The organism is Pseudomonas sp. SLFW (genome assembly GCF_009905615.1).
Lineage (GTDB): Bacteria > Pseudomonadota > Gammaproteobacteria > Pseudomonadales > Pseudomonadaceae > Aquipseudomonas > Aquipseudomonas bambusae.
This window is the reverse complement of the sequence record NZ_JAAAKW010000008.1, coordinates 99,802-124,675: the sequence shown is the minus strand read 5'-3', so window position 1 is coordinate 124,675 and position 24,874 is coordinate 99,802. Positions and strand designations below refer to the sequence as shown.

General features: G+C 60.3%; 19 protein-coding genes. 9 read left to right on the top strand and 10 right to left on the bottom strand.

Annotated elements, in window-relative coordinates; all coding sequences use genetic code 11:
- Positions 1-83 precede the first annotated feature (83 nt).
- On the bottom strand, positions 84-899 hold the full coding sequence (locus GVN17_RS16050) for a carbon-nitrogen hydrolase family protein (protein WP_166596240.1): 816 nt from the start codon (positions 897-899) through the stop codon (positions 84-86).
- Positions 900-1,033: 134 nt separating this feature from the next.
- Between GVN17_RS16050 and GVN17_RS16045 the strand changes: the two genes are divergently transcribed.
- Together GVN17_RS16045 and GVN17_RS16040 are read left to right on the top strand one after the other, a co-directional pair.
- On the top strand, positions 1,034-1,846 hold the full coding sequence (locus GVN17_RS16045; protein ID WP_166596239.1) for a helix-turn-helix transcriptional regulator: 813 nt from the start codon (positions 1,034-1,036) through the stop codon (positions 1,844-1,846).
- Between the two features lie 78 nt (positions 1,847-1,924).
- Positions 1,925-3,535 (top strand): FMN-binding glutamate synthase family protein, encoded by a 1,611-nt coding sequence (locus GVN17_RS16040; RefSeq protein ID WP_166596238.1) that lies wholly within the window; start codon positions 1,925-1,927, stop codon positions 3,533-3,535.
- A 26-nt stretch (positions 3,536-3,561) separates the two neighbouring features.
- Here the strand turns inward: GVN17_RS16040 and GVN17_RS16035 are convergent, their stop codons facing one another.
- The 3 genes from GVN17_RS16035 to GVN17_RS16025 all read right to left on the bottom strand — a co-directional run bounded on the left by GVN17_RS16035 (position 3,562) and on the right by GVN17_RS16025 (position 5,922).
- Positions 3,562-5,016, bottom strand: a complete 1,455-nt coding sequence (locus GVN17_RS16035; protein ID WP_166596237.1) for a glucosyltransferase domain-containing protein — start codon at positions 5,014-5,016, stop codon at positions 3,562-3,564.
- Positions 5,017-5,141: 125 nt separating this feature from the next.
- On the bottom strand, positions 5,142-5,447 hold the full coding sequence (locus GVN17_RS16030; RefSeq protein ID WP_371928561.1) for a glycosyltransferase: 306 nt from the start codon (positions 5,445-5,447) through the stop codon (positions 5,142-5,144).
- Positions 5,448-5,550: 103 nt separating this feature from the next.
- Complete coding sequence (locus GVN17_RS16025; RefSeq protein WP_166596236.1) at positions 5,551-5,922, bottom strand: GtrA family protein; 372 nt, start codon at positions 5,920-5,922, stop codon at positions 5,551-5,553.
- Positions 5,923-6,235: 313 nt separating this feature from the next.
- Between GVN17_RS16025 and GVN17_RS16020 the strand changes: the two genes are divergently transcribed.
- From GVN17_RS16020 to GVN17_RS16005, 4 genes are all read left to right on the top strand, one after another.
- Positions 6,236-7,378, top strand: a complete 1,143-nt coding sequence (locus GVN17_RS16020) for an OpgC domain-containing protein (RefSeq protein ID WP_166596235.1) — start codon at positions 6,236-6,238, stop codon at positions 7,376-7,378.
- Between the two features lie 138 nt (positions 7,379-7,516).
- Positions 7,517-10,639, top strand: a complete 3,123-nt coding sequence (locus tag GVN17_RS16015; protein ID WP_166596234.1) for a transglycosylase domain-containing protein — start codon at positions 7,517-7,519, stop codon at positions 10,637-10,639.
- Between the two features lie 258 nt (positions 10,640-10,897).
- On the top strand, positions 10,898-11,491 hold the full coding sequence (locus GVN17_RS16010; RefSeq protein WP_166596233.1) for a PadR family transcriptional regulator: 594 nt from the start codon (positions 10,898-10,900) through the stop codon (positions 11,489-11,491).
- Positions 11,488-12,261, top strand: a complete 774-nt coding sequence (locus GVN17_RS16005) for a siderophore-interacting protein (RefSeq protein WP_166596232.1) — start codon at positions 11,488-11,490, stop codon at positions 12,259-12,261. Before GVN17_RS16010 ends, GVN17_RS16005 begins: the two co-directional genes overlap by 4 nt.
- A gap of 47 nt (positions 12,262-12,308) precedes the next feature.
- Here GVN17_RS16005 and GVN17_RS16000 read toward each other — a convergent pair whose 3' ends face one another.
- Together GVN17_RS16000 and GVN17_RS15995 are read right to left on the bottom strand one after the other, a co-directional pair.
- Positions 12,309-12,959 carry a Pr6Pr family membrane protein gene (locus GVN17_RS16000; RefSeq protein ID WP_166596231.1) on the bottom strand — a complete coding sequence of 217 codons (651 nt, stop codon included), beginning with the start codon at positions 12,957-12,959 and terminating at the stop codon, positions 12,309-12,311.
- Between the two features lie 34 nt (positions 12,960-12,993).
- Positions 12,994-13,221, bottom strand: coding sequence for a VF530 family DNA-binding protein (locus GVN17_RS15995; protein WP_166596230.1), 228 nt, complete (start codon positions 13,219-13,221; stop codon positions 12,994-12,996).
- Positions 13,222-13,542: 321 nt separating this feature from the next.
- On the opposite strand from GVN17_RS15995, the gene GVN17_RS15990 reads away from it, so the two are divergent.
- The 3 genes from GVN17_RS15990 (at position 13,543) to GVN17_RS15980 (ending at position 19,991) form a co-directional block, all read left to right on the top strand.
- Positions 13,543-15,573 carry a TonB-dependent receptor gene (locus tag GVN17_RS15990; protein ID WP_166596229.1) on the top strand — a complete coding sequence of 677 codons (2,031 nt, stop codon included), beginning with the start codon at positions 13,543-13,545 and terminating at the stop codon, positions 15,571-15,573.
- 504 nt (positions 15,574-16,077) lie between these two features.
- A complete protein-coding gene (locus tag GVN17_RS15985; protein WP_166596228.1) occupies positions 16,078-17,442 on the top strand; it encodes a carbohydrate porin in 1,365 nt (454 codons plus the stop codon).
- Positions 17,443-17,570: 128 nt separating this feature from the next.
- Positions 17,571-19,991 carry a glucose/quinate/shikimate family membrane-bound PQQ-dependent dehydrogenase gene (locus GVN17_RS15980; RefSeq protein WP_166596227.1) on the top strand — a complete coding sequence of 807 codons (2,421 nt, stop codon included), beginning with the start codon at positions 17,571-17,573 and terminating at the stop codon, positions 19,989-19,991.
- A gap of 402 nt (positions 19,992-20,393) precedes the next feature.
- Here GVN17_RS15980 and GVN17_RS15975 read toward each other — a convergent pair whose 3' ends face one another.
- The 4 genes from GVN17_RS15975 to GVN17_RS15960 all read right to left on the bottom strand — a co-directional run bounded on the left by GVN17_RS15975 (position 20,394) and on the right by GVN17_RS15960 (position 24,752).
- Positions 20,394-20,825 (bottom strand): group 1 truncated hemoglobin, encoded by a 432-nt coding sequence (locus GVN17_RS15975; RefSeq protein ID WP_166596226.1) that lies wholly within the window; start codon positions 20,823-20,825, stop codon positions 20,394-20,396.
- Positions 20,825-21,646 (bottom strand): DUF3034 family protein, encoded by an 822-nt coding sequence (locus GVN17_RS15970; protein WP_371928566.1) that lies wholly within the window; start codon positions 21,644-21,646, stop codon positions 20,825-20,827. Before GVN17_RS15970 ends, GVN17_RS15975 begins: the two co-directional genes overlap by 1 nt.
- Before the next feature lie 83 nt (positions 21,647-21,729).
- Positions 21,730-24,084, bottom strand: a complete 2,355-nt coding sequence (locus GVN17_RS15965) for a bifunctional diguanylate cyclase/phosphodiesterase (protein ID WP_166596224.1) — start codon at positions 24,082-24,084, stop codon at positions 21,730-21,732.
- A complete protein-coding gene (locus GVN17_RS15960; RefSeq protein ID WP_166596223.1) occupies positions 24,081-24,752 on the bottom strand; it encodes a methylamine utilization protein in 672 nt (223 codons plus the stop codon). The genes GVN17_RS15965 and GVN17_RS15960 overlap by 4 nt, the downstream gene beginning before the upstream one ends.
- Positions 24,753-24,874 lie beyond the last annotated feature (122 nt).

The window sequence follows — 24,874 nt, the reverse complement described above, 5'->3', positions numbered from 1 at the left end:
GCGGAACAAAAACGTTATTTTTATCGGTGAATACTCATCGCTCTCACCTCAGAGTGAGAGCGATTAACGATTGAAGCCGGGCCTCAGGGGATCAAGAGCTCCCGTAGACCGTTGGCATGCTCGATCACTTCGCCAGGGAGGCGTATGCGCTGATCATCCAGGTACCGATAGTCCTGACGCGCCGCCTGTAGTTGGCTGAAGTCGAGTTCAAGACTGAATTGGGATTCTTCACGCCCGGCTTCATGCAGAAGCGTGCCGAAGGGGTTGACCAACGCACTTCCACCCGCGAACACCAGACTGCCCGTACCCGCTTCTACGCGGTTGACCATGATCGCCAGCGTCTGATTCTCCTGCGCCCGCGCCATGATTGCGGTGCGGTGGACAGGACCGTAAGGGTCCATGTTGCCGTTGGTGACGATCAGAAGATCGACGCCCAATTGGGCCAAAGCTCGTGCTGTTTCCGGGAACTCGATGTCGTAGCAAATCAGCAGCCCTACGCGCACACCGTTCCATTCACAGGTGGCGTAACGGTCGCCCGGCAGAAACACGTTTCGCTCCGACGGCCACAGGTGGGTCTTGCGGTAGCGAAGCGCGATTCCCTCGGGCGTGATCAGCAAGGTGGTGTTGTAGAACCGGCCTTCATCGTTTTCGGCAAAGCCAATGGCAACCGCGATATTTCGGGCGCGGGCGGCATTCTGCACCGCTTGCACGGTGGGGCCGTCCACAGGTTCGGCCACCGCAGCCACCGTATCCGCCGTGGGAAAGCCCATCAGGTAAGTTTCTGGAAACACCACCAGTTGGGTGTCTGGATCGCAAGCGTCGATCGCCGCAAGGGCACGTTGCAAGTTGTGGGCTGTGTCACTGTCCCGGCCCGACAATTGGGCAAATTCGACCTTCATGGGTTCTCCTTATCGAGTCACGCTGCGGATCCTGCGAAAAATGCTGGCCTGATCATTGGCTCTGCGGGCAGTATGCGCATCAGCATGTGTTACGGGGTATTACGCAGCTGTAGTAACCCAATAGGGGTAGTTCAATGACCATCGCACTTCAGGACATCGCCTGGCATCGCTCGGTCGCGCAGTTGATCGAAGCGCTGGACCGGCCGAACTTCTGGGCGCAACTGGTGCGCCTGCTCGATCAATACGTCAGCTTCGATAGTTGGGTCGTGCTGCAATTCAGCGCTGGCCAACGCCCTCTGGTCTTTGCGGAATCCCCCGGCGAGGACGGCAGCCCCGACCAGTTGTTTCAGGACTACCTCAAAGGTTTGTACCTGCTCGACCCCTTCTACATCGCCAGTCGCGAGCGCTCGCAAAGTGGCCTGTTTCGCCTGGCCGAGGTGGCGCCTGAACACTTCGAGTTGACCGAGTATTACCAGCGCTATTTTCGTTTGAACGTCGTGGCCGACGAGATCCAGTTCAATTGCCAGCTCGATGGCGACCGCACCCTCTGCCTGTCTCTCGGTTCGAAGCAACGCTTCAGCGCCGAACAGATCGCCCTGCTGTCGATGATTCAACCGTGGGTCATTGCGCTGCTGCGTCAGCGGCTGCCCTTGGAGTTGGCAGAGCCAGTGTCGGATCACGAACCGCCTGCTGCGCAACTGCCAGTCACTGACTGGCGTACGCAATTGGAAGCGTCGGTGCAACAGAGCCGGGGCGCTCAGTTGACGGCCCGGGAACTGGATGTGGGCCGCCTGATGCTCAGCGGCTGCTCCAGCAAGGAAATTGCGCGCAAATTGGATATATCCGCCGAGACCGTGCGCGTACACAAGAAACATATCTACAGCAAACTGGGGATCAAATCGCAATCCGAGCTGTTTTCGATTTTCCTTCAGGCCCAAAGCGCTTGAAGCAAAGCAAAGTCTTGCCGAACGAAGGCGCGGCACAGCGCTACCCCAATCACCGTGGAAAGACCTAAAGGATCGCCTATGAGCCTGTCCCTTCTAAGCCGTTACGCTTTTTTTGTCGGCTGCGTGCTGTTTACACTTTTGAGTCTCCCGTTCCTGCATCACGAATGGCTGTGGCCCTTCACCCTCGTCACCGCCTTGCTCAGCCTGGTCGGTATTTTTGACCTGATTCAGGTGCCGCACTCGGTCCGTCGCAACTACCCGATTCTGGGCAATATCCGCTATGCCGTTGAAACCATTCGCCCGGAAATTCGCCAGTATCTGCTGGAGTCCGACAGCGACGCCCTGCCTTTTTCCCGCGCACAACGCTCACTGGTTTACGCCCGCGCCAAGAACGAATCGGCCGACAAGCCGTTCGGCACGCTGATCGACGTGTACCAGCCGGGTTTCGAGTTCATCAGCCACTCCATGCGCCCCGCGCCTTTGTCCGACCCCAATCTGTTCCGTGTCACGGTGGGCGGCCCGCAGTGCACGCAGCCGTACTCGGCGTCGATTTTCAACATCTCCGCGATGAGCTTCGGTTCGCTCAGCGCCAACGCCATTCGCGCGCTGAACAAAGGCGCCAAGCTGGGCAACTTCGCCCACGACACAGGCGAGGGCAGCATCAGCCCGTATCACCGTGAAAACGGTGGCGACCTGACGTGGGAGCTGGGCAGCGGCTATTTCGGCTGCCGCACGGAGGATGGTCGCTTCGACCCCAAGAAGTTCGCGAAACAGGCACAGGACCCGCAGGTACGGATGATCGAAATCAAGATGAGCCAGGGCGCGAAACCGGGCCACGGCGGCATCTTGCCGAAACACAAGGTCACCCGAGAAATCGCCGACACACGCGGCATTCCCATGGGCGAAGACTGCATCTCCCCGTCGCGCCACAGCGCGTTTTCCACCCCGTTCGAGATGATGCAATTCATCGGTCAATTGCGTGAGCTGTCAGGCGGCAAACCGGTGGGATTCAAGTTCTGCCTGGGCCATCCGTGGGAGTTCATGGGCATTGCCAAAGCGATGCTGGAAACCGGCATCCTCCCTGACTTCATCGTCGTCGACGGTACGGAAGGCGGGACAGGCGCGGCACCGGTGGAATTCACCGACCACATGGGCGTGCCGATGCGCGAAGGACTGCTGTTCGTGCATAACACGCTGGTGGGCCTGAACCTGCGGGACAAGATCAAGCTCGGCGCCAGCGGCAAGATCGTCAGCGCGTTCGACATCGCCAGCGTGTTGTCCATCGGTGCTGACTGGGCCAACTCGGCGCGGGGCTTCATGTTCGCCATCGGCTGTATTCAGTCCCAAAGCTGCCACACCAACAAGTGCCCAACCGGGGTCGCGACCCAAGACCCGCTGCGCCAGCGTGCCCTCGTCGTGCCCGACAAGGCCCAGCGCGTTTACAACTTCCACCGCAGCACCCTGCACGCTCTCGCAGAGATGATTGCGGCCGCAGGCCTGGATTCGCCATCGCAACTGGAGGCCAGGCACCTGGTTCGCCGCCAGTCCGCCACGGAAGTGAAACTGTTTTCGGAATCCCACGTATTCCTGAAACCGGGCCAGCTGCTTAACGGCATCGTCGACGACAGCTTCTATTCCCGCATGTGGCGCATGGCAAGGCCGGACAGCTTTGAGGCGAACGAGATCTGAGTCACCCCCGTGTGATCGGCCGTCATTTAGTCGATCACGCGGAACGCCCGGTATTTATAACGCGCGCTGCCTTCGGGGGCTTTCAGCTCGATAAACCCGGCATTACCAACCCGGACGATGTCGTAGAAGCGGTTACTGATCACCTGCTCTGGCGCGACACCGTGAGTCAATGCCGGAAATTCGTGCCATGACGCACTGGCCACGTTGGTAATGCCGGTCATGGCAAGCCGCTCGGCGGTGGTGATTTGTGGCACCGTCAGCATGAACTTGATCCCGGGCATCGCCTCCATGACGGCCGCCGTCGAACCCGGCACCCACAGCTCATAAGGTCTGGACGGCAGCAGGTAAAAATCCTCCACCGTGCGCAGTCGTGGGTCCGAAGCGAGGTCGTGGCTGAGACTGTAAACCACCGACGTTTCGAACGCCTTCTGGGCGACCAACACCCGGCCATAGGCATACGAGAAAGACAGCATGCCCAAGAGCGGGATCATCAACAGCCCGCTCAACAGGGGGTGGGCGAGCCGAAGCACGTTTCGAGCAAGGTAAAACGCCAGCACGACCCCGCACGCAAAAGCGATCAAGGTTCGTGGTCCCAACGCGAAGTCTGCGATGAACAGCAAAGGTCCGGGCACAACGACCGCCATCGTGAACAGGGCCACGAAACACAGCAGCCCCAAAGCCCATCGCTCCCAAGGCGGGCGCTTTCCCGAGCGTATCGACCAAAGCAGTTGACCAAGCCCCGCCAGCACCAGGACGCCCATCACGATGAACAGCCACCGATTGCTGTCGTTCACGAACATGCCGAAGACACCGCCAATCTTCTCTGCCCGCCATTGCAGCAAGGCGCCCCACCCCTCATCCATGTGAGCAACCTCACCGCGAAGGCTGGTGTAAAACTGAAATGCCGTGACGCCGTACAGCAGCAGGCCGATCGTTAGTTGGATCATCCGTTCAGCTATTGCACTTACCGTCGCACGGAGGGTGGCGCCGTCGCGAACTGCACGCAAACAGTCGATACAACACAGGCAAACGAATATCTGCACGGTGATTTGATACAAGCCAGTCGCCACGGCGATCAAGAGGCCCGCCACACACACCCTCACCCATCCGCGCTTGTCTGCAAAGGTGATCGCAAACACCACACAACATACCCCGAGCAGCACCATGGGGCCGTCATATTGGTAATTGAGGATGCCCAAAATAAACGGGGCGTAGAGCAGCGGCATGACCACCTGCGTATCCAGCAGGCAAGGTTGCGGGAAGTAATGTCGGCACAAAGATACCAACGCGGCCACCAGTAAGGGCAGCACGAGCAACAACGGCAGCGGGAACACATCGACCGACAACGTGTTGAAGCTCGCGCCGGTTTGGGCGAGCTCCATGAAAAGGCGACCCTGTGACCGCCAGAGGTTTTCCCCCAGAAACAGTGTCCGTGCAGCATCGTCGTAGTAGCTGTAATCCGCTTGAACGATCGGGAACACGAAGAGCGCCACCGAGACCCCGAATACGGTGACCTGCTCCCAAGGTCGGAGGGTTCTGAGGCACCTGTCAGACAGCCGCACCTGATTCTCCCGATGTGTCTTCGATGTGTTCGTCCGAGGCCGACTCATGCTTCAAGACGTTTTTGATCACGTAGCGCGGTCGATGCTTGCTCTCCAGGTAAATTCTCGAGCACCACTTCCGCGCCGTCACCCCACGCTTCGATCAGTTGAGCGATGACGCTGATCGGATCCTGAAGATCGACGTCTACCGGAATCACTGCGTCGCCCGTGGCGTATTCGATGCCTGCGAACAGCGCCGCCTCTTTGCCGAAGTTGCGCGACAACGTCAGCAGCACGACGAGAGGGTCGCGCTGAACAATGCGCTTCGCGATCCGGCTTGTCTGATCCTGGCTGCCGTCGTCGATGAACACGATCTCGACCGTCCAACGCCGCAGTTGCACATCCTCGCGGACAGCCCGGTAAAACGGCCGATGGAACGTTTTTCGTTGTAGAGCGGCACCACCAGCGAGACGTTCACAGAATGCGGTCCTGAAACACGACATGCCGGGCGAACGTGTACCCCAGCACCAGGCTCACGGCGCAGAACACGACGAGCGTCACCAGCGACGACCACGCCAACCCATCACCCAGGGCGCCAACACTCAGACTGACCATCCCCATGAACGCGCCATACAGCCAGTAACGTCGCCAAGAGCGATGACTGTCGAAAGTAAACTGGGCATTGAGGAAGAAGGAGAGCGACACCGCTGCAAGAAATCCGATCAGATTGCTGCTGGTCTGGTTCATCCCCCACAGCAGGTTGCACGCCAAAAAGATCAGAGCGTGAACAGCACTGTTAACTAACCCTACCAGGCAATAGCGGGTGATTCGATGCAGTGTCGTCATGGGCGACAATCCGTGTCCATACCGTCCTGGCCACTGCAGACCCGCACCGGCTGCGAGTCATGAACCTCCGTTTTTTCAAGTGAAGCTTCTCTCGTAACCCACTGCATGACCGATGGTCGGACGCGAGGTCTTGATCGGCCGCTCTGGTCCAGCGATCTCTCCTGTTACTGTAAACATTCTGTAATACCCGTCCTTTGCATTTCATGCCCGAAAGCGCCACCCTGCGCGCCGCCGATCAGCCCCCACTGGCGGTGCGGAACCAAGGCCAGGCATGGCCCTCTTCTTTAAACAGACTTTCAAAGAGCTCACCGTCATGACGAACGGACGCGACCATCGAATCGACTTCTTTCGAGGTCTGGCGCTGATCTTCATTTTTTGGGATCACGTACCGGAAAACCCCTTCGCGCAATTGACCCTGCGCAACTTCGGCTTCAGCGATGCGGCGGAGGTCTTCGTTTTTCTGGCGGGTTACGCCGCTGTGCTGGCCTACGGAAAAGTCGCTCAGCGTGACGGTTACGTGGTCGCATGCATCCGCATCTTGCGCCGAACGTGGGTGTTGTACGTGGCGCATATCTTTCTGCTGACGCTGCTGATGGGGATCGTCTTCGTCGCCAACAACCATGTCGACACCCGTGACATGGTGCGCGAAATGGGTCTTGAGTATTTCGTCAGCAACCCTCAGCAGGCATTGGCGGACGAATTGCTGCTGCGTTTCAAGCCCAACCTCACCGATCCGCTGCCGCTGTATATCCTGCTAATGGGCACGTTGCCGCTGGTGCTGCCGATCATGCTGCGTAATGCAGCTGTCGCGGTCGGCCTGTCGATTGCCCTGTACATGATGGTGCCGCTGTCCGGGTGGAACCTTCGGGCGTATGAAGGCGGTGGTTACTGGTATTTCAACCCGGTGGCCTGGCAGTTGATCTTCGTTCTCGGCGGCGCGTTCGCGATGTACACGCAACGGCCTTCAACCCCTGCCCTTCAACCGCGCCCACTCTGGCGTCAGCCGCTGTTTCTGATCGCAGGGATTTACCTGCTGATCGCTGGCACCATCACCTTTCTGTGGAAATTTCCCGCGATTCACGACGCCCTGCTGCCCAAGGCCTTTACCGACCTGATCTACCCGATCAGCAAAACCGACCTGTCGCCCCTGCGTTTGCTGCACTTCGTCGCGCTGGTGTACGTCGTGGCAAAAGCGCTGCCGTCCTCACAGGCCTGGCTCAACAACTGGCCCGCCCAACAAACCTGCCGCCTGGGCCGCTACTCACTGGAAATCTTCTGCCTGGGCGTACTCCTCGCGCCGTTGGCTGACGGCATCAACGCCCTGGCGGGTGACGTCTGGCAGATGCGCGTGATCACGGCATGGGTCGGTCTGGGCCTGATGTTGCTATTGTCCAATTGGCTCGAACTGAACAAGCGACTCGGCACCCCGAAAGTGCCCCAAGTCGCGGGGGTTTGACCTTGTAGCCGCACGGCTTGCCAAGGGTGACGATTTCTGTGGGAGCGGATTCATTCTGCTCACAAATTTTTCCCCCTCCCCGCCCAGCGTCTAAGCTTGTAGTCAGGTGCGATTAACAGGTTTAACCGGGCCAGCGATATGGGCGCTTTGTGGCATTCCGATGCGAAGAAGGCTGCAGTCACGGCTGACAGTCAGGGGAACGTTCCAGAACCAACACGCCCGAGCCACTGGCGTCATGTGTGGCGAGTGCTGTTGCTTCTGTTGCTGGCGGGATTGGTGATCCTGGGATTTGCCGTCGCTTCGGAAGTGCGCAGTTCGAGGCTTCAGGCGCGAGAGTTCACCCGGTTGGCCCACGACCTCAAATACACAGTCGAGCCTGGCGCCAGCGATGCGATTCTCTATCCCGGCGACGGCCCGTTCGACAAACGCCTAGGCTATTCATCGCTGGGCGAATTCCTGCCCAAACTGCTCAAGCGCGATTACCGCATCACGGAACAATCGCAATTTTCCCCTGATCTGCTCGCCTACGTCAAACGCGGCTTTTTCGTGCCTTACGAAGAAAAAAGCCAATCCGGCCTGACTATCGCCGACTGCCGAGGCGACGCGCTTTATCAGTTCACCTACCCCCAACAGCTGTACCCGACTTTCGCGTCGATCCCACCTGTGGTGGTCAATAGCCTGCTGTTCATCGAAAACCGCGACCTGCTCGACCCTCGGCAGCCCCTCGCCAACCCTGCCGTGGACTGGCCGCGCTTCCTCAAGGCCGCCGTGTCGCAAGTGGCGAAGATGGTCGGATTGCCAGGCCAGTCGGCGGGGGGGAGTACGCTGGCCACGCAACTGGAAAAATACCGCCACTCGCCGGATGGTCTGACCCAGTCGGGCGGCGAAAAGATTCGTCAGATGGTCTCCGCCAGCGTGCGCGCCTATCAGCCAGGTTCGGAAACGCTGGAAGCCCGCCAGCGTGTGGTCCGTGACTACCTCAACAGCGTGCCGCTGTCGGCTGTTCCGGGGCATGGCGAAGTGCACGGCATGGCCGAAGGGCTGCGCGTCTGGTACGACGCCGATTTTGACCGCACCAACACACTGCTGGCGTCTCCCGCCAAAGACGCGAAGGCCCTGGCGGCGCAGGGCCTGGCCCTGCGTGAAGTGCTGTCTTTGGTGATCGCGCAACGCAGGCCTTCGCATTATCTGGCCAAGGGTCGCAAGGAATTGGCCGACCTGACCGACAGCCATATCCGTCTGCTGGCGCAGAACAAAGTGATCGACCAGGCCCTCGCTGACGCTGCGCTGAATGCCACCGTGACCTATCGCGATTGGGTGCAGCAGCCGACCGTGCAGCCCATCGAAACCAACAAGGGCATTACCGTGGCGCGCACGCGTCTTTCCAACATGCTCAATCGTCCGCTGTACGATCTGGATCGCCTCGATCTGTCAGCGACGAGCACCCTGCAAAACGACCTGCAAGCCAGCGTCGGCCAATATTTGCGTGACCTTGCCAACCCGGAATACGCCGCAAAATTGGGGTTACTCGGTGAGCATCTGCTGACCCCGGCCAGCACTCAAGCCGTGCGCTACAGCTTCACGCTGTTCGAGCGCGACCTTGATGGCTCGCGGGTGCGAGTGCAGACCGACAGCACCGATCAGCCGTTCGACATCAACGAAGGCAGCAAGCTGGAGCTAGGCTCTACAGCGAAGATGCGCGTGCTGACGACCTATCTGCAAATCATCACCGAACTGCACGACAAGTACGCGGGCATGAGCAACGCCGAGCTTAAGAAAGTGCCGGTCGAAGAACCTGATCGACTAAGCCGCTGGGCCTTGGATTATCTGATGCAGAACCCGGATCGCGACCTGTCGAAAATGCTCGCCGCCGCGCTTGACCGCAAATACTCGGCCAGCCCCGGCGAGAATTTCTTCACGGGCGGCGGCATGCATCACTTCAATAATTTTCGGCGCGAAGACAACGAGCGCAACCCCACCCTGCGCGACGCGCTGCGGGAGTCGATCAACTTGCCGTTCATTCGGCTGATGCGGGACGTGGTGCGCTACGTCACTTATCAAGGGCCGAACAACAGCGCGGTATTGATGAAGGACGACAGCGACCCTCGGCGTCAGGAATACCTGGCAGACTTCGCCGACCGCGAAGGCACGTCTTTTTTGCTGCGGTTCTGGAAACGCTACAAAAACAAAACCACGCAAGACCGCCTCGACACTTTCCTCGACGGCGTGCATCCCTCGGCCAGTCGCATGGCCGCCGTACACCGCTACCTGCTGCCGAACGCCAGCCAGAGCGCGTTCAACGCCTTCGTTCGTGCTCACACCGTCGCAGATAAATCTCAGCCACCCGTCACCGAGAAACGGCTGGACGACCTGTACTTCGCCTACGGACCGGGCAAGTTCGACCTGCCGGATCAGGGCTATATCGCCCGCGTTCACCCGCTGGATCTGTGGCTTGTGGGCTACCTGCTGCAAAACCCCGACGCGAAGTTCAAGGATGCGGTCGCCGCCAGCCGGTTCGAGCGCCAGGAGGTGTACAGCTGGCTATTCAAAAGCCGCCACAAAAGTGCCCGCGACAGCCGTATCCGGACGATGCTGGAGATCGAAGCGTTCCTCGACATTCATCAGCGCTGGCAAAAGCTGGGCTACCCCTTCGACCATTTGGTGCCGTCGCTGGCCACCGCGATTGGCAGCTCGGGGGATCGTCCGGCCGCGCTGGCGGAGCTGATCGGCATCATTCAGAACGACGGCATTCGCCTGCCGGTGTTGCGCATCGACAGCCTGCATTTCGCCGCCGACACGCCTTATGAAACCCTGCTCAACAACAACCCGGAACTGGGCAAACGCGTGTTGCCGTCAGAGGTGGCGACGGCCATGCGCGAGGCGTTGTCGCAGGTGGTGGATGCCGGGACTGCACGGCGCGTGTCGGGCAGCTTCAAGACTGAGAATGGCACGGCACTGGCCATGGGCGGCAAGACCGGGACGGGTGACAACCGCATCGAAAGCTTCGGTTCGGGCGGCCGAATTCTGGCGTCGAAGGCGATCAACCGCACGGCCACGTTCGTGTTCTACATCGGCGACAACCACTTCGGCACCTTGACGGCCTACGTGCCGGGACGCGCCGCCGAAGCCTTCAAATTCACCTCCGCCCTGCCAGTGCAGGTGCTCAAGGGGATGGCGCCGATTCTCAACCGCTACCTTGAACCGGGAACGTATACCCAGTGCAAGGCACCGCCTGCGGCGCAAGTGGCGAGCACCCATTAAGCCCCCGGCCACGGATGGCCCCTGTAGGAGCGAATTTATTCGCGATTGGCCGGTACATCCGATGGAGATGCAGCGGCTGCACAATCGATTCGCGAATGAATTCGCTCCCACAGAGACAACCCGCTTGCAGCGACACATTTCCATGGGTCGCATTCCTCGCATGCCTCCCAGATGAGAACCGTTCGTCTTAACACCTCTTGCAGACAATTTAAGATATATCTTAAGGTATATCTAACACGTAACGAGAGATGACAAACGATGAGAGACCACTCACACCACCACCCCCATCATCATCGCCCTCACTTCGGTGAACACGGCGACGGTCGCGATGGATTCGAACAACGCACAGGCCGGGAACGCGGCGGACGCGGCCCTCGGGTCTTTGCCCCAGGCGATCTGAAATTACTGCTGTTGGCGTTGGTTGCCGATCAGCCCTGCCACGGTTACGACCTGATTCGCCAGATCGAAGGCCTGTTTGACGGCGCCTACAGCCCGAGTCCGGGCGTGATTTATCCGACGCTGACCTTTCTCGAAGAAAGCGAATGGGTCATCGGCGACGCCGAAGGCGGCAAGAAGCGCTACCGGATCACCGAAGCCGGCCAGCAGTTTCTGGTCGAGCAGGCGGTTGCCCTCGACGGCGTGAAGATGCGCATCCAGGTCAGCAAACGTTCGCTGCGTGGGCATGACCGTCCCCCAGAAATTCACGAGGCTGTTCACAACCTGCGTCACGCCCTGCAAATGCACCATGGTCGCTGGACGCCGGAAGAAATCATCCGCGTGCGCGACCTGTTGAACGAAACCGCAAAAGCCGTCGCCGATGGCCCCCACACTGCTTCGGAGAAATCCGTATGAATGCTCCGCAATCGATCCATCGCGTCAGCCACGAAATCAAGCGCCGCAAACTCCAAGTGCTGCGCATCACCGACATCACCCCCCGCATGCGCCGTGTCACGCTGCATGGCCCGGAACTGACCGGTTTCATCAGCCTCGGCACGGACGATCATGTGAAATTGCTGTTCGCGACGACGCCGGAAGAACAGGCGGCGCTGGACAACTTCGTTCCCGGACCAAATGCATCAGACGGCCCACGACCTGCGATGCGCGATTACACGCCTCGTCGTTACGACGCCGAAACGGGCGAGCTGGACATCGATTTCGTGCTGCACGGCGATGGCCCTGCCGCGACCTGGGCCGCGCAGGCTGAGGCGGGACAGTTTCTGTACATCGCGGGTCCACGGGGTTCGATGATTGTGCCGGACATGTTCGACAGCTATCTGCTGATCGGCGACGAAACCGCCCTGCCGGCCATCGCCCGCCGTCTTGAAGAACTGGCGAGCAATCGTCGGGCGCTGGTGGTGGTCGAGATCGAAGACGAGGCTGAGCGGCAGGCGTTGGTGAGCAAGGCGCAGGTCGAGGTGATTTGGGTGGTACGGGGCGAGCAAGACCTGCTTGAGGTCACGCGTCAACTGACCCTGCCCGAGGGTGATCTATACGCCTGGGTCGCAACGGAATCGACGCTGTCACGCAAGGTTCGCCGGGTGTTGCTCGACGAGTTCAAGCTCGATGAAGCGGCGGTGAAAGCTGCGGGTTACTGGCGTATTGCCGGTTCAGAGGAAGAGTAAATACCACACATTTGTGGGAGCCGACTCGCCGGCCCCCACAATGTCAGTCAGTCTGACCTTGCGCGATCGATCAACCAAATCACTAACCCGATCCCCACAAACCCCGCCAAGACACCGAACGCATTGATCAACGCGCGCTCGGTCCCCAACGTGCCGATGTCCAGAAATGGGTAGAGGTAATCACCGAACATGTTTCCGCGAAACAGCAGGTAACCAAAGTACAGCGTCGGGTACAGCATCCACATCAGCACATGCTTCAGGCGTAACTCGCCCCTGCTAACGTACAGCCACCAATAGCCGAGAAACGCGAGGGGCATGACGTCGTGCAACAATTCGTCGGCAAGCTTCTGCCAGCCTTCCGGGCTCCACAAATGCCGCAGCAACACGTTGTAGGCGATGCTCACCAGGAGAATGCTGGTGGTGATGCCCGCGCACACGACAGGCGATCTGAAAAACCGGTGCCCGCTTGAATGCCGGTCCGTGATGGCGCAGGTCAATGCGGTCGCCACCAGCGTGTTTGTCAGCACGGTGAAAAAACTGAAGAACTTCACCAAACCGCCGATCAGACTCGCCTGATCGGTCCATCGCCCCCAAAGAATCAGGTACAGCTGCACCGCCAGCGCGAACCAGCCGAGGAGCGCGGCGACGGTCGCGTAACGACGCTGACCGGGCGTGAGGTGCAACGTGGAGCTGTGCATTTTTTGATCGATCCTGGAAGGTGAAAGCGCTCGATCACCAACGTTTGGTGCGCGCCAGTTTCACGTACAGGGATTCGACCTTCTCCCGCGCCCAAGGTGTCTTGCGCAAAAACGTCAGGCTCGACTTGATGCTCGGATCGCTCTTGAAGCAACGAATGTCGATCCGCTCCGCCAGTCCCGACCATTCGTAATGCTCGACCAGCCGGTTGAGGATTTGCTCCAGCGTCACGCCATGCAGCGGATTGTCGTTGGGTGTGGTCATGGCGGGCCTATGTGTCATCGGTGGGGAGTCATGTTCGCGAGGTGCGCACCTTAGCGGAGGTGCTGTTCAGTGTGAAGCAGAAGCGCGCCTGTCGCTGGACCCCAGGAGCGAATTCACTCGCGAGACGGTGGTACATCCGACATCTCTCTGGGGGTTGTAACTGCCCTTCGCGAATGAATTCACCCCTAGAGAGATTGCGCATCAGCCTGGTGAGCGTAGCCAACCCACACAACCGATTCCAAAATGATTGCATTTTTATTGTTATGTTATAACACTAACAGGCTGAACACTTGAGTCTCACCCTGCCAAGGAAAATGCAGCATGTCCCGCTTCTCCAAATCCTCACTCTGGCGACTGACGCCGTTGGCCACTTCGCTGCTCATTGCCTCCCCGGTGTACGCCATCGAACTGGAACAACAAACCATCACCGCCAATCCGCTAGGCAGCGACCAGTTGGCATCGCCCAGCACTGTATTGACCGGCGATGAGCTGACGCTGCAACAGAAAGGCAGCCTCGGCGAAACCCTGAACAAGCAGCCAGGCGTGTCGTCGTCGTATTTCGGGCCGGGGGCCAGTCGGCCGATCATTCGCGGGCAGGACGGCGACCGGATTCGTCTGCTGCGTAACGGCGTCGGTGCGCTGGACGCGTCATCGCTGTCCTACGACCACGCGGTGCCGTTGGACCCGGTCAACGTTGACCGTATCGAAATCGTGCGCGGCCCGGCTGCCCTGCTCTATGGCGGCAGTGCCATCGGCGGCGTGGTCAACACCTTTGACAATCGCATCCCCACCGAAGCCATCGAAGGCATTCAGGGCGCGGGCGAATTGCGCTATGGCGGCGCCGACACCACGCGCAGTAGCGCGGGCAAGCTGGAAGCGGGCAACGGCACGTTCGCCTTGCACCTGGATGCCAACGCGCGCGAATTCAACGACCTGAAAATCCCCGGTTACGCCCGCACCGCCGATGAACGTGCTCGTGACCCGGATGGCGGCGACAAGAAGCACCGACTCGGCAACAGCGACGGGCGTCAGGACGGCGGCGCTGTCGGCGGTTCCTACACATGGGAGGACGGTTACGCGGGGCTTTCCTACAGCAATTACGACTCCAACTACGGATCGCCCGCCGAACAAGACGTGCGCATCCGCATGAAGCAGGACCACTACGCGTTCGCTTCCGAGATTCGCAACCTGTCAGGTCCATTCAGCTCGGTGAAGCTCGACGCTGGTTATACCGAATACAAACACATGGAGATCGAGGACGGCGAAGTCGGCACCACGTTCAAGAACAAGGGCTACGAAGCCCGGGTCGAAGCGCGCCATCAGCCGATTGGCCCGCTCAACGGGGTGATAGGTGCCCAAGTAACGCGCACTGAATTCTCGGCGCTGGGCGAAGAAGCTTTCGTACCCCAGACCGATACCGATGCGGGTGCGCTGTTCATTCTCGAAGAGCTGCAAGCCACTGATCGTCTGAAGCTGAGTCTGGGCGGTCGTCTGGAACACACCACTGTCGACCCGGACGGCAAAGGCAACGAACGCTTCGCCAACGCGGATCGCTCCAGCAGCTTCACGGCAGGCAGCCTGTCTTCTGGCGCGGTCTACACCCTGACGCCGATCTGGTCCCTGGCCGCGACCTTGGGCTACACCGAGCGCGCCCCGACGTTCTACGAGCTGTACGCCAACGGCGCCCACGTCGCGACCGGTACTTATGAAGTGGGCGATGCCGGTCTGTCGAAAGAGAAAGCGGTCTCCAGCGACTTGGCGCTGCGCTTCGACAATGGCACGCACAAAGGCAGTGTTGGTGTGTTCTACAGCCACTTCTCCAATTACATCGGCTTGCTGGGAACAGGTCGTACGCTGAACGACGACGGCGAGGAAGATGCCGACGGGATTCCGGAATACACCTATTCCGGCGTGCGGGCGCGCTTTGCAGGATTCGAGGCCCAGTACCACTGGAAACTGGGCGAAAGCCGTTACGGAAAATTCGCCTTGGAGTTGTCAGGCGATTACACCCGCGCCACCAACCTCGACACCGGCGAAGCCCTGCCCCGTATCGCCCCGCTGCGCCTGAACAGCGGCCTGCTGTGGGAACTGGACAAGTGGCAGGCGCGCATTGATGTCGAACACGCGGCGTCTCAAGGTCGCGTGCCGGACAACGAAACTGGCACCGACGGCTACACCACCCTCGGCGCAAGTGCAGGTTATAAGTTCAACGTCGGCGGCAGTCAGTGGCTGGCGTTCGTCAACGGCGAAAACCTGACCAACCAGACCGTGCGTTACGCCAGCTCGATTCTGCGCGACATCGCACCGGCGCAAGGCCGAAGTATTGAAGTGGGGTTGCGCACGACGTTCTGATAGTCGAGCGCTGACATTCAAACGACATAGAACCTGTGGGAGCGAATTTATTCGGGATGGGCCGTTCAGACGACACATAGATATCGCCTGTCCGATCTTTCGCGAATGAATTCGCTCCCACAGTTGGTCTCGCGTCAGGCCCCAAATATGGCGCAATACGCAAAACCCTATGGGTCCTGTATTCGGCACGGCTGCATAAAAATCTCAAAAAAACTTATCTGTACGCTCACTGCAAGGGTTGACCACGCTCATCTGATCCGCAAAGTTCGCGCGACCCTCACCCCATATAAGAGACAGCGCTACCCCATCTTTTCGGGACTGTTGCGTTAATCGTAACTATTCATGTCGCAAAACCGTCTTTTTAAAAATTCGTTAGCCCCCTATCATTGCGCCACTCATAAGCTGAAACGTTTAATCCGTCGATCTGTCAATCAATGCCACGCGACGTATCGACGCAGCAACCGCCTGCGCCGAATCCACATCACCAAGAAGAACTCATCGCCCATGCCTGCTCATTCGAAACGTTGCCCCCGTCTTCGCCCCTTTCATCATCACCACGCATTGGGGCTTGCGGCCCTGAGCCTGGCGATGTGCGCTCAAGCGACGCCTGCGTTCGACAGCGAGTCGCCGTGGATGCTGGGGGATTGGGGAGGCAAGCGCACCGAGCTGTCGCAACAGGGTTATGACTTCAAGCTGGACACGGTGGTAGAAGTCGGCTCGAACCTGCACGGCGGCTACGATCACGACAAGGCGACCCGCTACGCCGACCAATTCGCCCTCGGCGCGCACATGGACCTGCAAAAGATCTTCGGCTGGCACGACGCCGAATTCCAGGTCACGCTGACCAACCGCAACGGCGACAACATCAGCAACGACCGCGTCGGCGACCCGCGTGTGGGCACGATCTCGTCGTCCCAGGAAGTCTGGGGCCGAGGCAATATCACGCGCCTCACCGACCTCTGGTATCAGCAGAAATTTCTCGACCAGAAACTGAGCGTCAAAGTCGGCCGTTTCAACGAAGGGGAAGATTTCAACACCTTCCCCTGCGACTTCCAGAACCTGGCGCTGTGCGGCTCGCAGGTCGGTAACTGGGGCGGCGGCATCTGGTACAACTGGCCCGTCAGCCAATGGGCGATGCGGGTCAAATACCAGCTCACCCCCGAACTCTTCGTGCAAGTCGGCGCGTTCGAACAGAACCCGTCGAACCTGGAAAACGACAACGCCTTCAAGCTCAGTGGCAGCGGCACTCAGGGCGCCGTTCTTCCGGTCGAGCTAGTCTGGGCGCCGAAGGTTAACGACTTGCCGGGCGAATACCGCCTCGGTTACTACTACAGCACCGCCGACAGCACCGACGTCTACAAAGACAGCCGTGGTCGCTATGCCGCGCTAAGCGGCGAAAATTACGCCTCGTCGTCGAGCAAACACGGCCTATGGCTGACCCTGCGCCAACAAGTGACCAGCCAGGCCAGCGACAACAGCCGTGGTTTGAGCCTGTTCGCCAACGGCACTCTCCATGACAAAAAGACCAACATGATCGACAACTACGTCGCATTGGGCGCCACCTACACCGGCCCGTTCGACGCGCGTCCCAAGGACGACCTCGGTCTGGCGGTCGGCCGCATCCACGTTAACCCGGCGTACCGCAAGAACACCCGTCTGCTGAATCAGGCCAACGATGTCAGCGACTACAACGACCCGGCCTTCTTGCCTGTGCAAGACACCGAATACAACGCCGAGCTGTATTACGGCGTGCATGTCGCCAACTGGCTGACCGTGCGGCCCAACCTGCAATTCATCCGCCATCCGGGCGGCGTGAATCAGGTGGACGACGCGCTGGTGGCCGGTCTGAAGATCCAATCCTCGTTCTGATCGGCTTATTTCACCTTTCTGAATCCGCTTTCAGGAACTAGCGTCATTGAGGCGGATTCAAACGGTGCGAGTCGACAAATCGAAAAGAACAAAGCGTCAACCACTTAATCGTTACGGAGTACGACACTATGAGCACTGACGGTGCTTTCGGTAAGGGTCGCCTGCTGCCGAGCTTGCTCGGGCTGGTGATTCTGATCATGGGCCTGGCCTTGCTGGCCGGGGGTATCAAGCTGCTGACACTGGGCGGGTCGCTGTATTACCTGCTGACCGGGATCGGCTTCATCATCACTGGCATTCTGCTGATTCAGGGCCGTCGCTCGGCACTGGGTCTGTTCGCGCTGGTGCTGTTCGCGAGCACGGTCTGGGCCTTGTGGGAAGTTGGCCTGGATTGGTGGCAGCTGGTGCCACGTCTGTCGCTATGGTTCGTGCTCGGCATCGTGATGCTGCTGCCATGGTTCCGTCGCCCGGTCCTGCGTGGCCAGCCGGGTGGTCTACCGACCGTGGCGCTGAGCATCGCTGTCGTGCTGGCCGGCCTGACCGCCATCGCCAGCCAGTTCACCAGCCCCGGTGAAATCAAAGGTACGCTGGACCGCGATGACGCGGGCGTGGCGTACGACCCGCAGCCGATGCCCGATGGCGACTGGCAGGCGTATGGTCGCTCCGAACACGGCAACCGTTACTCGCCGCTGAAGCAGATCACCCCTGCAAACGTCGGCAAGCTGCAGGAAGCCTGGCGCATTCGCACGGGTGATCTGCCCAGCGCCGAAGACCCGGTCGAGCTGACTAACGAGAACACGCCGCTGAAGGTCAACGGCATGGTCTACGCCTGCACTCCGCACAGCAAAGTGCTGGCGCTGGACCCGGACACCGGCAAGACCATCTGGTCGTACGATCCGCAGATTTCCAAGGAAGGCGCGAAGAACTTCACCGGTTGGGCGCACATGACCTGCCGGGGCGTTTCGTACTATGACGAAGCGGCCTACGCCAAATCCGACGTCGGCGCCCCAGCCGCAGCGCTGTCATCTGCTGGCACCGCGATTGCTGCGTCCTGCCCGCGTCGTCTGTACCTGCCGACTGCCGACGCCCGCCTGATCGCGCTGAACGCCGACACCGGTAAAGTGTGCGAAGACTTCGCCAACAAAGGTGCTATCGACCTGCGCGCCAACATCGGCCCGTTCACCGCCGGGGGTTACTACTCCACCTCGCCTGCGGCGATCACGCGCAACCTGATCATCATCGGCGGCCACGTGACTGACAACGAGTCGACCAACGAGCCATCGGGCGTGATTCGCGCCTACGACGTGCACGACGGCAAGCTGGTGTGGAACTGGGACCCGAACAACCCGGACGCCACGGCACCTATCGCGGCCGATCAGTTCTACTCGCGCAACGCCCCGAACATGTGGTCGCTGGCGAGTGTCGACGAGAAATCGGGCCTGGTCTTCCTGCCGCTGGGCAACCAGATGCCTGACCAATACGGGGGTGACCGCACCCCTGGCGCCGAGAAATTCAGCGCCGGTCTGGTCGCGCTGGACGTCAACACCGGCAAAGTGCGCTGGAATTACCAGTTCACCCACCACGACCTGTGGGACATGGACGTACCGAGCCAGCCAACGCTGATCAACCTGAAAACCAAGGACGGCGTGAAGCCAGCCGTGATTCAGCCGACCAAGCAAGGCAGCCTGTATGTGCTGGACCGCCGTGACGGCACCCCGATCGTGCCGATCGACGAAGTCCCGGCGCCGACCGGTGCTGCGCAAGGCGACCATACCTCGCCGACCCAGGCCCGTTCGCAACTGAACATGCTGCCGCCTGAGCTGACCGAGAAATCCATGTGGGGCGCCACCGCGTTCGACCAGATGCTTTGCCGCATTCAGTTCAAAGAGCTGCGTTACGAAGGTCAGTACACGCCGCCGTCCGAACAGGGCAGCATCATCTACCCGGGCAACGTGGGCGTGTTCAACTGGGGCGCTGTGTCGGTCGACCCGGTGCGCCAGCTGATGTTCACCAGCCCGAACTACATGGCTTTCGTCTCCAAGCTGGTGCCACGTGCCAAGGTGGAAGCGGGCAGCAAGCGCGAAAGCGAAACCAGCGGCGTGCAGCCGAACACCGGTGCGCCATACGCCGTGATCATGCACCCGTTGATGTCGCAGATCGGCATGCCGTGCCAGGCGCCATCGTGGGGTAACGTCGCTGCGGTGGACCTGACCACCAACCAAGTCGTCTGGAAACACAAAAACGGCACCAGCCGCGACAACACCCCAGTGCCGATTGGCCTGCCAGTGGGTGTGCCAAGCATGGGCGGTTCGATGGTCACGGCGGGCGGCGTCGGCTTCCTGGCCGGTACGCTGGACCAATACCTGCGCGCGTATGACGTCAAAACCGGCAAAGAGCTGTTCGCCGGGCGTCTGCCAGCGGGCGGCCAAGCGACCCCGATGACCTACACCGGCAAGGATGGCAAGCAATACGTGCTGATCGTTGCAGGCGGCCACGGTTCGCTTGGCACCCGAATGGGCGACTACATCATTGCCTACAAGCTGCCGGAGTAATCGGTTAGCGCAGCCATGATGCGAATGAAAAAGGCGGTCATCGAGAGGTGACCGCCTTTTTCATTCGGGTCCCCCACTCACGCTCGCGCTGTACCTGCGGGGGCAGCCGGAGCTGTGCGACTGCCCGGAACGTGATCAGACGAACGCGGAGTGTCAGGCAACTGAGGTATGGCTGATCCGCCGCTTTCGCTGCCGTCGTTCCTCCGGCGTCTCCCACAGGTACACCGTCGGGTCCAAAATCTGCGGTACACGCCGAACCGACGCGCTCTGGTCGTCAGTCAAGCCCCGCTCGTGCGCACGCCATACATCACGTGGGAGACGCCGGAGGAACGACGGCAGCGAAGACGGCATGTCAGGCAACTCAGGTATGGCTGATCCACCACGTTCGCAGCCGGCGCCGCGCTACTTCTCGATCACTTCGCCACGCTGCGACGCCAATCGGGCGATCAGCCGATTCTGTGTCGGCACCGGGATATGCTGCTCATCCATTGCATCGATCAAATTCTCCACCAGTGCATTGAAATCGCTCCGACTGATGTTCATGCCTTTATGGACTTCAGGCAGTGCATCCCCCGAATAGATACACGGCCCACCGGCCTCCACACAGAACTTCTCCACCAGTTTGTCCCGCGCGCGAACGATGTCGACCTTCGCGAAATACTTGTAGATCCGATCATCCTGGGCGACATGCAACAGCATCCCCTCGACGATCCTTTGAATCCCGGCACGCTCACCCAACGCGTGATAGAGGCTGTCATCCTTGGGCGGCTGTTGAGCGCACCCAACCAGCAGGGCCAGTCCCCACATCCCCATCCACTGCAAAGGCCGCCTCATCAGAAGCTCCCCTGCACAGACAGATATGTGCCGTTCTGGTTATCCAGCGTGGCGATTTCGCCCAGACGCGCGTAGGCCAACACCACCGACACGTGCTTGTTCGGGAACCAGCCGACAAAGGCGTCGGCCCAATCGCTTTCACCGGCAAACGACAGGTTGTCCGGCTTCTCGCGGTACTCCACGCCCACTGCCCAGCGCGGGTTGAAGAGCATGACCACCGAGCCTTCCTTCAAGACACTGCGGTCGTCGCGCCGGTCGCCGCCGAACCCCAGCAGACCGGTTTCATTGGCCCGGCTGTAACGCACGCCACCGTTGACCACCACGTTGTAGCCAAACGCCGCGCCCATGAACAAACGGCTGGCGGTCAAATAGCCTTCCACGTCGGAATCGCGTTTCGCCCCGACCAGGCTGGGGATCACGAAATCGTTCTGATGCTTGTATTCGAGGCCCAACGAGACTTGCGGCAGTTGGTCGTAGATCAGATCGCCGAACAGGCGCACCTTGACCCCGAAAATGTCTTGGGTGAGGTTGTCTTCCGGCAGGCTGAGTTTGTGGACCAGCGAGCCCAAGTCAAATCGCTGATGGGCGTAGGACACTTCCACGCGATTGCCGTAGGACGCTGCCATACCCGCGACGTCCAGCGTGTAGTCCGGAAGGTTGATATGGGTGCCGAACAGGTTCGCCCCCCATTCGCCTTTCTCGTCGTAATTGCCAATCACCGCCCACGGGATGATCCCGCCGCCCGCCGCGCCTTCGATGCTGCTCGCACCCCCGGTCGCAATCAGGCGCCCCTGCTCGGCCTCGACCACCGGCGCAATCATGCCACCGGCACCGCCCACCACACTTGCTAACACCACAGGGCTGAAAACAGCCGAGAGACGACGTGTCATAACCTTGAACCCGATCAGTGAATCATCATGCTGGGTGAACTGTGAGCCTTGGCAATCCAGGCCTCGAATGCGACCGCCGTGAGCGGGCGGCTGATCAAATAACCCTGTGCCGTATCGCAGTGCCACCGCTCCAACAGCCGCAGGCTGTGTTCGTACTCGACACCTTCGGCGACCACCTTCAGCCCCAGGTTGTGGCTCATTTCGATGGTGGAACGGACGATCACCGCGTCCTCGCTCGTCTCATCGAGATTGCGCACGAAGGACTGGTCGATCTTCAGTTCCTGCACCGGCAGCCGCTTGAGGTGCGCCAGTGAAGAGTAGCCGGTGCCGAAGTCATCCACCGACAGACTGATGCCGCATTCGCGCAGGCGATTGAGCACCTTCAAGGCATGCTCTGGCTCGCGCATCACGGCGCTTTCGGTGATCTCGAATATCAGTTGTTCGGCGGGTACACGGTACAGCTTGAGCAGATCCGACACACGGTCCGCCAGATCACCACTGAGCAGGTCGTCCGCGGAAATGTTCACCGACAGCTGCACGTGCAGGCCACGGCGCCCCCACTCTGCCAACTGACGCATCGCTTCCTCGATCACCCAGTTGGTCAACAGCTGAATGCTGCCAGTGCGTTCGGCCAGAACGATGAACTCCGCCGGCGAAACGTTTCCAAACTGCGGATGCTGCCAGCGCAGCAAGGCCTCGGCCTGACGCGTGCGACCGTTGCGGATGTCCAGTTTCGGCTGGTAATGCAGCATCAGCTCGCCGTTGCGCGGGGCATGGCGCAGGTCGCGAATCAGGCTGATCTGACGCTGATGCGCCAGGTCGCGGCCGTCTTCGTAGACTTGCAGACGACCCGGCATCTGGGTGGCGTCCTGGCGGGCAATCGAGGCGCGCCTGACCAGTTCGGAGGGCGAGTCACCGTTGGCGGGATACGCCGCAATACCGATGCAGGCGTCCAGCGAAATATCGTGATCGTGGATGCGTTGTGGTCTCAGCAACAGACGTTGCAAGCGGTCGGCCACGGCAACAGCGCTGTCCACTTCGGCATTGTGGACCAGCAACAGAAATTCATTGCCCGACAAACGCGCCACGGTATCGCCGGGGCGCAGCGGCAGTTGCAATTGCTCGCCCATCACTTGCAGCAACTGCTCAATGCCTTCCGGGCCGATGCTGTCGTTGATCGCACGGAAATTCTCGATCCCCAGGTAGAGCAGAGCCACGGCCCGCTCGGCCGCAATCGCACTGCCCAGACGCTCCATCACCAGCGCCCGGTTGGGCAGGCCGGTCAAGCCATCGTGCAGCGCGTTGTGCGCCAGTTGCTGCTCGCGTTCGGCGATGCCGCTTTGCATCGAATTGATCGCGCCCGCCAGCAAACCCAGTTCATCACTGCGTTCAAGAGTCACCGGCGTGCCGTAGTCGCCTTCGCCAATGCGCTCGGCGGCCAGGGCCAGGGCACGAACCGGGTGCGACACGCTGCGCGCCAGCAACAACGCGCCAATCAGCGAGCCGGCCAACGCCACGAGGGTGATCCAGAACAGCTTTTCATCCAGCGGCGCGAAGGCTTGCATGGCCTGATCGAGCGGGCTTTGCAGCAGCGCCACGACCTGATCGCCATTACTGTCGCCCGTGTTGCCCAATTCCAGACGTTTGCTGAGAAAGCTTTGGTTGCCGTGTTCGGTCATCACCATCTGGCCGCGATCGGTGCTGAGCATCACCCCGCGAAGGCTATCGTACAAAGGCTGCGGCTGGGTGCTGATGATTTGCCCCGGCAACTGATGCACCACCGACAGAAACGACACTTGCAGACCGCTGAGGGAGCGCAGTTCCTGGGCGAGGTCATCATCCATGCTGAAACCCATGACCACGCGAGCAATGGGCAGCGGCGCCATGACGGTGCTTTCGACCAGCAAGTGCGGTTTGCCCTGCAGCGGCACGATCAGCATCGACTGGTTATGGGACTTCAGGTCGCGCAACGCCTGGGTGTACGGAAACGGTGAGCCTTCGGGAATCTGCTCGACCGTGCTGGAGAGCACCTTGCCGTCCATGCCCAGCAGGAACATGTCATTAGCGTTGATGCGTGCGCCGTGGTTCTGCAGGACCGAGCGAATGGTCGCCGAGTCCGCTGACGCCACCGCATCGCGGAAACCGAAGTCGCTGGACAGCAGTTGCACGGCGTCGCGCAACCGTTTGCCGCGCATCTCCAACAAACCCTCGAACACCCGCGTACCCACGTCCAGTTGAGCCTGGGCCTGTTTGCGCACAGCGTCCTGCGTCGCGGCCCGGACGGCCACGAACACGGCGCTGACCACGATCAACAACAGCAGGATCAGCACGCCAGCAATGCGTGCCTGAAAGCTAATTCGTCGTTTCATTCATGGGCGGCTTTATGAAAGGCATCGCCGAACGCGCTGGGCGGTGGCGTTGCAGGCATGTCATCACCCTTGGGCTGCACGGTAACGCTGAAACGCTTGTGCAGACCCGCGGCCGGAATGTCGATTTCGCCTCCTGGCACAGGCTGCATGTCAGGCGCCTGTGGATGCCACAGCGTCGCCACATAGTGGCCTGCAGGCATTTGGTCGAGAGTCAGCGTGCCTTTGTCATTGCTCACGCCGAACCAGGGATCGTCAGTCACGTAAACATAGCCGAGCATCCAGTCGTGGATGTTGCAGCCCAGTACGACCACGCCAGGCTTGTCGAACAGCACAGGCTCAGACGGTGTGCCGCCATACAGACGCAATTCGAAACGTTTGGCAGGAGAAAAGGAGTACACCTGGTGACGAATGTCGTCGCTGTTGGGGAATTTGATCTGCGTGCCGGTGCGCACGGCCAAGACATGCGGCGCGAAACGCTGGTCGCGTTGGTCCATGTCGGCCTTGGGCGCAGGATCGGGTTTGCCCGCCGGGCCCTGAAGGGTCAGCACCACATCGCTCAGCGATTTACCCTGCGCGTCGACGAACTCGGCAGTCAGGGTGGCGGCGTAGGCGGCCGAGCCAAAAAAAACAGAGGCAGCCACCAGCAACGATGAGACAACAGGCTTCATACGCAGAATCCAGAACGCTTGGTCGGTGAAAGAAAAGCGCCGGCCCTGGCAATACATTGCTACGTCCCCACGAGATTAACCGGCGCTTACCGGAAGATCACGCGATAAAAACAGGCACAACG